Origin of the sequence: Enterobacter sp. RIT418 (assembly GCF_003057745.1) — a bacterium.
Classification (GTDB): domain Bacteria; phylum Pseudomonadota; class Gammaproteobacteria; order Enterobacterales; family Enterobacteriaceae; genus Enterobacter.
The window spans coordinates 141,782-149,401 of the sequence record NZ_QBJD02000011.1; the positions used below are offsets into that span (position 1 = coordinate 141,782).

At 55.0% G+C, this 7,620-nt stretch carries 8 protein-coding genes; 3 read left to right on the forward strand and 5 right to left on the reverse strand.

What is annotated here, in order from left to right; genetic code table 11:
- Position 1: 1 nt before the first annotated feature.
- Together arnB and DBY73_RS14745 are read right to left on the reverse strand one after the other, a co-directional pair.
- Positions 2-1,141 (reverse strand): UDP-4-amino-4-deoxy-L-arabinose aminotransferase, encoded by a 1,140-nt coding sequence (gene arnB / locus DBY73_RS14740; protein ID WP_112011845.1) that lies wholly within the window; start codon positions 1,139-1,141, stop codon positions 2-4.
- A 323-nt stretch (positions 1,142-1,464) separates the two neighbouring features.
- On the reverse strand, positions 1,465-1,971 hold the full coding sequence (locus DBY73_RS14745; protein ID WP_112011846.1) for a phenolic acid decarboxylase: 507 nt from the start codon (positions 1,969-1,971) through the stop codon (positions 1,465-1,467).
- Between the two features lie 99 nt (positions 1,972-2,070).
- On the opposite strand from DBY73_RS14745, the gene DBY73_RS14750 reads away from it, so the two are divergent.
- Both DBY73_RS14750 and DBY73_RS14755 read left to right on the forward strand, forming a co-directional pair.
- A complete protein-coding gene (locus DBY73_RS14750) occupies positions 2,071-2,952 on the forward strand; it encodes a LysR family transcriptional regulator (protein ID WP_112011847.1) in 882 nt (293 codons plus the stop codon).
- 32 nt (positions 2,953-2,984) lie between these two features.
- On the forward strand, positions 2,985-3,779 hold the full coding sequence (locus DBY73_RS14755; RefSeq protein WP_112011848.1) for an SDR family oxidoreductase: 795 nt from the start codon (positions 2,985-2,987) through the stop codon (positions 3,777-3,779).
- Positions 3,780-3,783: 4 nt separating this feature from the next.
- Here the strand turns inward: DBY73_RS14755 and DBY73_RS14760 are convergent, their stop codons facing one another.
- Positions 3,784-4,230, reverse strand: coding sequence for an NlpC/P60 family protein (locus tag DBY73_RS14760; protein WP_258458740.1), 447 nt, complete (start codon positions 4,228-4,230; stop codon positions 3,784-3,786).
- A gap of 311 nt (positions 4,231-4,541) precedes the next feature.
- On the opposite strand from DBY73_RS14760, the gene DBY73_RS14765 reads away from it, so the two are divergent.
- The gene (locus tag DBY73_RS14765; protein WP_112011850.1) at positions 4,542-5,204 is read left to right on the forward strand and encodes an HAD family hydrolase; all 663 of its coding nucleotides are present in this window, start codon (positions 4,542-4,544) and stop codon (positions 5,202-5,204) included.
- Between the two features lie 57 nt (positions 5,205-5,261).
- On the opposite strand, the gene DBY73_RS14770 is transcribed toward DBY73_RS14765, so the two are convergent.
- Positions 5,262-6,287, reverse strand: a complete 1,026-nt coding sequence (locus tag DBY73_RS14770; protein ID WP_112011851.1) for a TerC/Alx family metal homeostasis membrane protein — start codon at positions 6,285-6,287, stop codon at positions 5,262-5,264.
- 258 nt (positions 6,288-6,545) lie between these two features.
- The coding region (locus DBY73_RS14775) for a hypothetical protein (RefSeq protein WP_220092929.1) at positions 6,546-7,620 on the reverse strand (1,075 nt) is incomplete at its 5' end.

The following is a 7,620-nucleotide window of genomic DNA, read 5'->3' on the forward strand; positions in this document are numbered from 1 at the left end:
ATCAATGTCCTGCAAGCTGATGGAGCGCGGTAATGACGCGGGTTGTGTCGTCATGGGTCATATCCGGGAAAAGAGGGAGAGAACAAATGCGCTCGCTGTTCCATTCGGTGTTCGGCAGAAAGACGTCCGGGAAGCGTTCGCGATAGTATTTTTGCGTGTGGGCCGCGCGGAAGTGCAGGCCGGTGCCGATGCCCTTCTCCTTCAGCGCGGCCATCAGGCCATCGCGGGATATCCCACAGCGGGCTTCATCCACGCGGATAATAAACAGGTGCCAGGCATGCTGGTGCGGCCAGGCCGGAATGCGCAGCGGCTGGAACGGCGTATCGGAGAGTTCGAGCAGGTAGCGATCGGCGATGTCGCGACGGCGCCTGTTGGCCTCACCGAGCTTGCCCAGCTGCACCAGCGCCAGCGCGGCGTTGATATCGGCCAGGTTGTATTTGAAGCCGGGAGAGATTACCTCCGCCTGCGGCGCGCGGCCGTGCGTCTGGCGATCGTAGGCGTCTACGCCTAAGCCGTGGAACTTCAGGCTGCGGATGCGCTGCGCCAGCTGTTCGTCATCCGTCACCACCAGCCCGCCTTCGGCGCAGGTCATGTTTTTGATGGCGTGGAAGGAGAAGATCGCGGTGCCCCGCCAGCCGACGTGGCGATCGTTGTAGTAGGTGCCTGCGGCATGGGCTGCGTCTTCGATAACGGGAACACCGTGGCGCTCGCCGATCGCGCGGATCGCGTCAATATCGCAGGGCGCGCCGGCATAGTGAACGGGGATAATGGCTTTGGTTTTTGGGGTAATGGCCGCTTCGACTGCCTCCGGCGTGACCATCAGCGTATCGCGATCCACGTCGATCATCACCGGCGCGGCGCCCAGCAGGACGATCATATTCAGCGTGGAAACCCAGGTCAGGGAAGGCGTAATCACTTCATCGCCCGGGCCGATCCCCATCGCCATCAGCGTGACGTGCATCCCCGCCGTGGCGGAGCTCACGGCAACGGCGTGACGATTTCCCGTTAGCGTACAAAATGCCTCTTCAAGCGCCTGATTCTTCGGCCCCGTCGTGATCCAGCCGGACGCAATTACCTCCTGCAGCGCGGCTAATTCCTCACTGCCCATTGAGGGACGGGAAAAAGGCAGAAAATCACTCATCATTAATTTCCTTGAGATAACAAAAGCATCTTTTCTGGATAATAGCGAAATGCCGGATCGTTTATTTCAACGAACCATAAACTCATCTCAAGGTAGCGTTCATTTCTTAGGAGAAAATTAAGGAAGGGGATAAAAGGGAATTAAAGAAAAATTATCTCTTTATTAACAACAGGTTAGTCATTTATGAATTTTTAAATTTGTGACATTGTGTATGAATCGTTTTTTGATATTTAAACCAAACGTCAACGGATAAAAAATTCCCAATATATTTCACGAGGAAACGAAATATATCGGGAACTTTTCTTTTTAGTTAAGTGTCGCGCTTATTTTAAATTTTCCGGGAAGTTTTCCGGCAGCTCGCTGGCCGCACAGGCGATGACGGTGTCATCGTTGGCGCCGCAGTCGCGAACGAAGGTGATGGTCGCAAATTCATCAATCACTTCCGTTGGATAGGTTGGGCCCGCATCGCGGTATGCATTCATCTGCGGGATGTGATCGTTCTGGAAGCAGACGGTTTTTTCCGGATTATTCATTACCCAGCGCGGGAAGAAGATGGTGCCGTGAAACAGGTTGTCGCCCAGGTTGGCAATCAGGCTGACGTCGGTGCCGGTCGGTTCTGTCCAGGAGATTTTGTAGATGCTCTCCCCAACGCGAACGATGTACGCCTGCTGATCTTTAACCCAGCGGTTGCCTACCAGCCCGCTGTGGATGCGGTAGTCGAGGGTGTTTTCATTTTTAACGTAAATCTCGTAGTTCCAGCCGTTATCGTAGGTATAAACGAGGTGTTTGCCGACGAAGCCGCTTAAGTCATGTTTGTCGAAGTTGCTCATGATGTCTCTCCTTTGTTTTGATGAACGTATCGTACCCCTTCAAAAATCGAATGAATAACGCTATGTTTGAATCAAATTAATTCAAAATTTAGATGAATCATGCACAAAACAACGCTCGAACAATGGTCCTTGCTGGAAAAGGTGGTCGAGGCCGGGAGCTTCGCCAAAGCGGCGGAGCTGACCAACCGCAGCCAGTCTTCCGTGAGCTATAACCTCTCGCTGCTGCAGGAGCGCCTGGGCGTGGCGCTGCTGGCGGCGGAAGGGAGGCGGGCCGTGCTGACGCCCGCGGGAGAGCTGCTGCTGAACCAGGTCAAACCGCTCCTGAAAGCCTTCAGCTACGTTGAGACGCGCGCCGCGACATTACGCAGCGGCGTTCGAACGCGCATCGATCTTATGGTAGACAGTATTTTTCCGCGCCGCCGACTGTTTGCGATTTTGCGCCAGTTTCAGCAGCAGTATCCGCAAACGCAGGTGCGGCTGACCGAGGTGCTGGAAAACGCCAGCGTCGACGCGGCCAGCAGCGAAGCTGACGTGATGGTCCTCACCCGCCGCCAGGACATTACCGGGCTGGGCGAATGGCTGATGAACGTTGATTTTGTCGCCGTCGCCCATCGCGATCATCCCCTCTTCGCCCTCGACGCGCCGCTTAACGACGATCTGCTTCGCCCGTGGCCGCTGATTCAGATCGCGGATAGCCACACCAGCGCCCATCCCGGCGCGGAGGCGTGGACCTTCTCCACCATTGATGCCGCCATCGAAGCGGTGATTTCGCAGGTGGGTTACGGCTGGCTGCCGGAGGAGCGCATCCAGAGGCTGCTGGAACAGGGCGTGCTGAAAACGCTGCCGCTGAGCCACGGCGTGCGTCGCGCCACGCCGCTGCACCTGATCGTGAAGCGCGCGCTCACCCCGCTCGACGAGCAGGTGGAAACGCTGCTGCACCTGTTTCGCCAGGACGAGTCACCGTCAGCTGCTACGCTTTAGGGTCTGAAGGTGAAAACGACAAGGAGCAGACGATGAAGATTGACCTTACGGGGAAAGTGGCGCTGGTGACCGCGTCAACCGGCGGCATCGGGCTGGCCATTGCCAGAGGGCTGGCCGAGAGCGGCGCGGAAGTGATTATTAACGGCCGCAGCGCCGACTCGGTGAATCGCGGTATTCAGCAGCTGCAGGAAGCTGTGCCGGGTGTTCAGGCGCGGGCGACCATTGCCGATCTCAGCTCGCCGGAAGGGGTGGAGGCGCTGCTGAAGGTAGCGTCGAACGTCGATATCCTGGTGAACAACGCCGGGATTTACGGGCCGCAGGATTTCTACGCCACCGACGACGAGACCTGGGACCGCTACTGGCAAACCAACGTCATGTCCGGCGTGCGCCTCTCCCGCGCCCTGCTGCCGGGCATGGTGCAAAAGGGCTGGGGCCGCGTGGTGTTTATCTCGTCCGAATCGGCCTGCAACATTCCGGCGGACATGATCCACTACGGCGTAACCAAAACGGCGCAGCTTTCGCTGGCGCGCGGGCTGGCGAAGTTCGCGGCGGGCAGCGGCGTTACGGTGAACAGCGTGCTGCCCGGTCCGACGATGTCCGACGGCTTTGCCGAGATGATGAAAGACGAAGTTGAAAAAACCGGCAAATCGCTGGAGGAGCTGGCGAAAGAGTTCGTGATGGCGAACCGCCCCAGCTCGGTGATCCAGCGGGCGGCAACGGTTGAAGAGGTTGCCAACATGGTGGTGTACGTTTGCTCGACTCAGGCCTCCGCCACCTCGGGCGCGGCGCTGCGCGTCGACGGTGGCGTCGTGGATGACATTATCTGATGCGTCAGGCCGCACTGCCCGCCACACGGCGGGCGGTGATGAAATGCGCCTGCCAGTAGTTATCCGTCAAGGCTGAAACCGTTACGCCCTGGCTGCTCGACGCATGAATGAACTGGCTGTCGCCGATGTAAACCCCCACGTGCCGACGGTGCGGGCCGGTCTGGAAGAACACCAGGTCTCCGGCCTTCAGGCGGTACTGCGCCACCTGCACGCCGCGCTGGATCTGCTCACCGGTAGTGCGCGGCAGGCTGAGATGCGCCGCGTCGCTGAACAGGTGCTGCATCAGCGCGGAGCAATCCACGCCGCGATGCGTGGTGCCGCCCCACTGGTAGTGGGTTCCTTTCCACTTCTGATATTGATCCATAATGCGTGAGCGCAGCGGCCCCGTTTCCGGGTGGACCAGCGATGCCCGCGCGGGGGACATTGCAAAGTCGCTTTGCGCCGAGAGCATTGACGCGGGTATCTGAAAGCTAAACGCAGAGAATGAGGCAAAACTTAAAGAGAGTATTGAAATTAACTTTTTGAACGTCATAACAAGAAGCAGCAGTGAGTGATGTTTTCCTTACCTGTGGAGACCAAGGGCCTCCTGAAATATCGTGCGATGTGGTGATAATATAGACAGCTCACTTTTCAACCAACTTATATCGAGTCCACTTTCGGACCTGGGCAGCGCCCACAAAAAAATGACGCGCGGAACAAGGACTGTTGGGCTAAAACGGGTAAACTAATGGGCAGGATATGTATTTCAGCTAAGACTTATTTATGACAAATATGATTGCCGACGAAACGGTGGCCCGGTCTAAGGTACTTTCCGTCTTCGACTTTGACGGAACCTTGACCCACCACGACAGCTTCATTCCTTTCCTGCGTTTTGCCTTTGGTAAACGGTACTTCGCGGGACGGCTGGTGCGCATGGCGCTGCCTACGCTGCACTGTGTTCGCCGCAAGCTGACGCGCGACGAGCTGAAAGAAGTCTTAATTAAAACGTTCCTGACGGGCGTGGACGAGCACTGGCTGCGCCAGCAGGCGGAAGCCTTTTGTGAAAAATACTGGAATAAGCTGATGCGCCCGGCGGGCGTTCTGGCGGTTGCAGCAGAGGTTAATTCCGGTGCGGAGGTGACCATCTGTTCTGCGTCACCGGCGCTAGTGCTGCAGCCGTGGGCCGACAAGCTTGGCATTAAGCTGATTGGCACTCAGCTGGAAGTGAAAGACGGCAAGCTGACGGGGCGAATGACCGGCAACAACTGCCGCTGCGCGCAGAAAGTGGCAAGGCTGGAAAAAGTCTATGGCGACCTGAGCGCCTATCACCTGCGCGCCTGGGGCGACACGCGCGGCGACCACGAGCTGCTGGCGGCCGCGCAGGACCCGCACTGGCGGCATTTCCATCATCCACGCAAGCGCCGCAATTCGCCGATCAAGCGATAATGCATTCTGGTGCCCTCACCCAGCCCTCTCCCTTAAGGGAGAGGGTGAAAAGCGATATCAGGCTTCACGTTTTCCCGGGAACATGACGCTGGCGACAATTCCCAGCGCCAGCACGCCCAGCACGACAAACAGGCTCGCCGTGGCACCGATGCTGTAACCGTGGTGCCAGAAGTGATCGGTGGCATTCAGCCCCAGCTTAAACGCCACGAAGAACAGCAGCAGCACAACGGCCTTCTCCAGATGCACCAGGTACTGCTTTAGCGCCTCCAGAACGAAGTAGAGCGTACGCAGGCCGAGGATCGCGAACATCATGGCGCTATAGATAATCAGCGGCTCGCGGCTGACGGCAATAATCGCCGGTACCGAATCAAACGCAAACATCACGTCGGACAGCTCGACCACCGCCACGCACAGCAGCAGCGGCGTGGCGTAACGCTTCGCTTTCTTCACGCGCCCAACCGTTACGTCCTGGTTTTCCGGCTTTTCCAGCTCCGCATCCACCTCTTGCTGGGTCAGAAGAAACTTATTGCTGCTGATTTTCGGCCAGACGGGATAGAACCGCTTCACCAGACGATAGGCAGGGTGACCGGAGTAATCTTCAACCTCATCGCTCTCTTCGTTACGCCTGAGCATCATGACCGCCGTCCAGCCCACCACCAGCGCAAAGATCACCTCAACGTACGGCCCAAGGCTCAGCAGGCTGGTGCCGATGGCAACAAAGATACCGCGGAAAACAATCGCCCCCAGCACGCCCCAGTAGAGCACGCGGTGACGATATTTATCCGGCACGCCGAACCAGGCGAAAATGGCCATCATCACAAACAGGTTATCGACGGAGAGCACCTCTTCCAGCGCATACCCCGTCAGGAACAGGCTCGCCATCTCCGCGCCGTGGTGAACATACAAGAACCCGGCAAAGACCATCGCCATCATGACCCAGAAAAGAGACCACATCGCGGCGCTTTTCAGCGAGATAGGCTTATCGTGGCGGTGCATGAAGAGGTCGATAAACATCGCCCCCACGGCCATCACCACAAAGACAACAACGGTTTCCGTTGGGAAACCGAGATGAGCAGAGGACATACGCAATCCTTTTTTAGATAAAATACAACAGCATGCAAACCAAGGGACAATATTAAAAAAGGGCGTATGGCAAATCAGCCTTAGCCCCGCAGCTATATACGCTGCGCAAGATATCTATTTTACCTTACAACGCAAGGATCGCGCATCAGTCATGCCTGGCAATTGGCTGCTTCACTTCTCAAAGCAAGTGGGGCAGACAGAGAAAACGAAGAAACGCTTGTGAGAAGTCTTTCACACAAGCGTTAAATTTTTAAAGTTCTATCGGACCTTAGGTAACCATATTTCAAGGTGGCCTGAGGCCGCGGGTAGACCGACTCTTTTCAACGTTGCGCCAGGATAAAGTTGCCGCAACTCAGCCAGCGCCTCTTCAGCAGCCTGCTTATCTTGATCGTTAAAGAAACGAACCTGAGCAGTGTCAGGCATTTCAGAGGTAGCAAGCTTCTCTACGCCCATTACCCTAAACTGCTTTAGTTTCAACGCCTTTGAAATTTCCAGGCCGGATTCTGACGTATCCTGTCTGTCTTGCTGAATATATGTCCTTCCCGGAATGTTTTGTGCCGTTGGTTTTTCAAACACTGGAGAAGTACTATCCGAAACGGTGCTAACTTGTGAAATAATTTGAAGAAAACCCACTGATTTATCATCAACAAGACTTAATCCGCTCTCCTTTCCACCATTAACATTAAACGATGCAATTTTTTGGATATTGCCATCGATGGTTACCCTGCCGTTTTTTTCCAGGCTAAAATCTCGTTGTCCCTCAATATACCCTCGTACCAACCATGCCGTATTACCTTTAATTATTTCTCTGCATCCTGGATTGCGAAGCGTTTTATTAAGATCGGTGTCGGCCAATGTTTGAACGCTTGATCCTTTGACAGAGAATTGAATTTTATCTGAGGCGGAAACATTTACACCAAAATCTGCAAGTTTTTTTATCACGTCGTTATCCAGGCCTAAATCAACAGCTAAGGCTTTAGATAGCGTGTAAGCTGGAAATAAATTTGGTGCATCATAAGCAACAGGAGCCGTTGCTGGTATACAGGCGGAATAGTCGATTGGAATAGTACTGCCTGCACGCATTAATGTTCCAATGGGATAGGCTACTTGCGTAACAATAATCTTAAAGTCATCCGCAGAACCGATTTTTTGAGCACTTCTGGCCGCGAGTTCTGCCTGAAACGCATCGAAATGATTAAAATACAAAGGAGGTGGAGGGTTTAATGTGTTAGCAGGACATCCGGTGAGCACCGGGGAAACCAAAAAACAAAGAACAAGAATTTTACTTTTCATATTTCCTCTTAACCTTATATTATGGCAATCATTTATTAAG

Coding starts and splice junctions, on each gene's coding strand:
- arnB (WP_112011845.1), bottom strand. CDS start 1,141: ATGAGTGATTTTCTGCCTTTTTCCCGTCCCTCAATGGGCAGTGAGGAA.
- DBY73_RS14750 (WP_112011847.1), top strand. CDS start 2,071: ATGCACAAAACAACGCTCGAACAATGGTCCTTGCTGGAAAAGGTGGTC.
- DBY73_RS14745 (WP_112011846.1), bottom strand. CDS start 1,971: ATGAGCAACTTCGACAAACATGACTTAAGCGGCTTCGTCGGCAAACAC.
- DBY73_RS14770 (WP_112011851.1), bottom strand. CDS start 6,287: ATGTCCTCTGCTCATCTCGGTTTCCCAACGGAAACCGTTGTTGTCTTT.
- DBY73_RS14755 (WP_112011848.1), top strand. CDS start 2,985: ATGAAGATTGACCTTACGGGGAAAGTGGCGCTGGTGACCGCGTCAACC.
- DBY73_RS14765 (WP_112011850.1), top strand. CDS start 4,542: ATGACAAATATGATTGCCGACGAAACGGTGGCCCGGTCTAAGGTACTT.
- DBY73_RS14760 (WP_258458740.1), bottom strand. CDS start 4,230: ATGCTCTCGGCGCAAAGCGACTTTGCAATGTCCCCCGCGCGGGCATCG.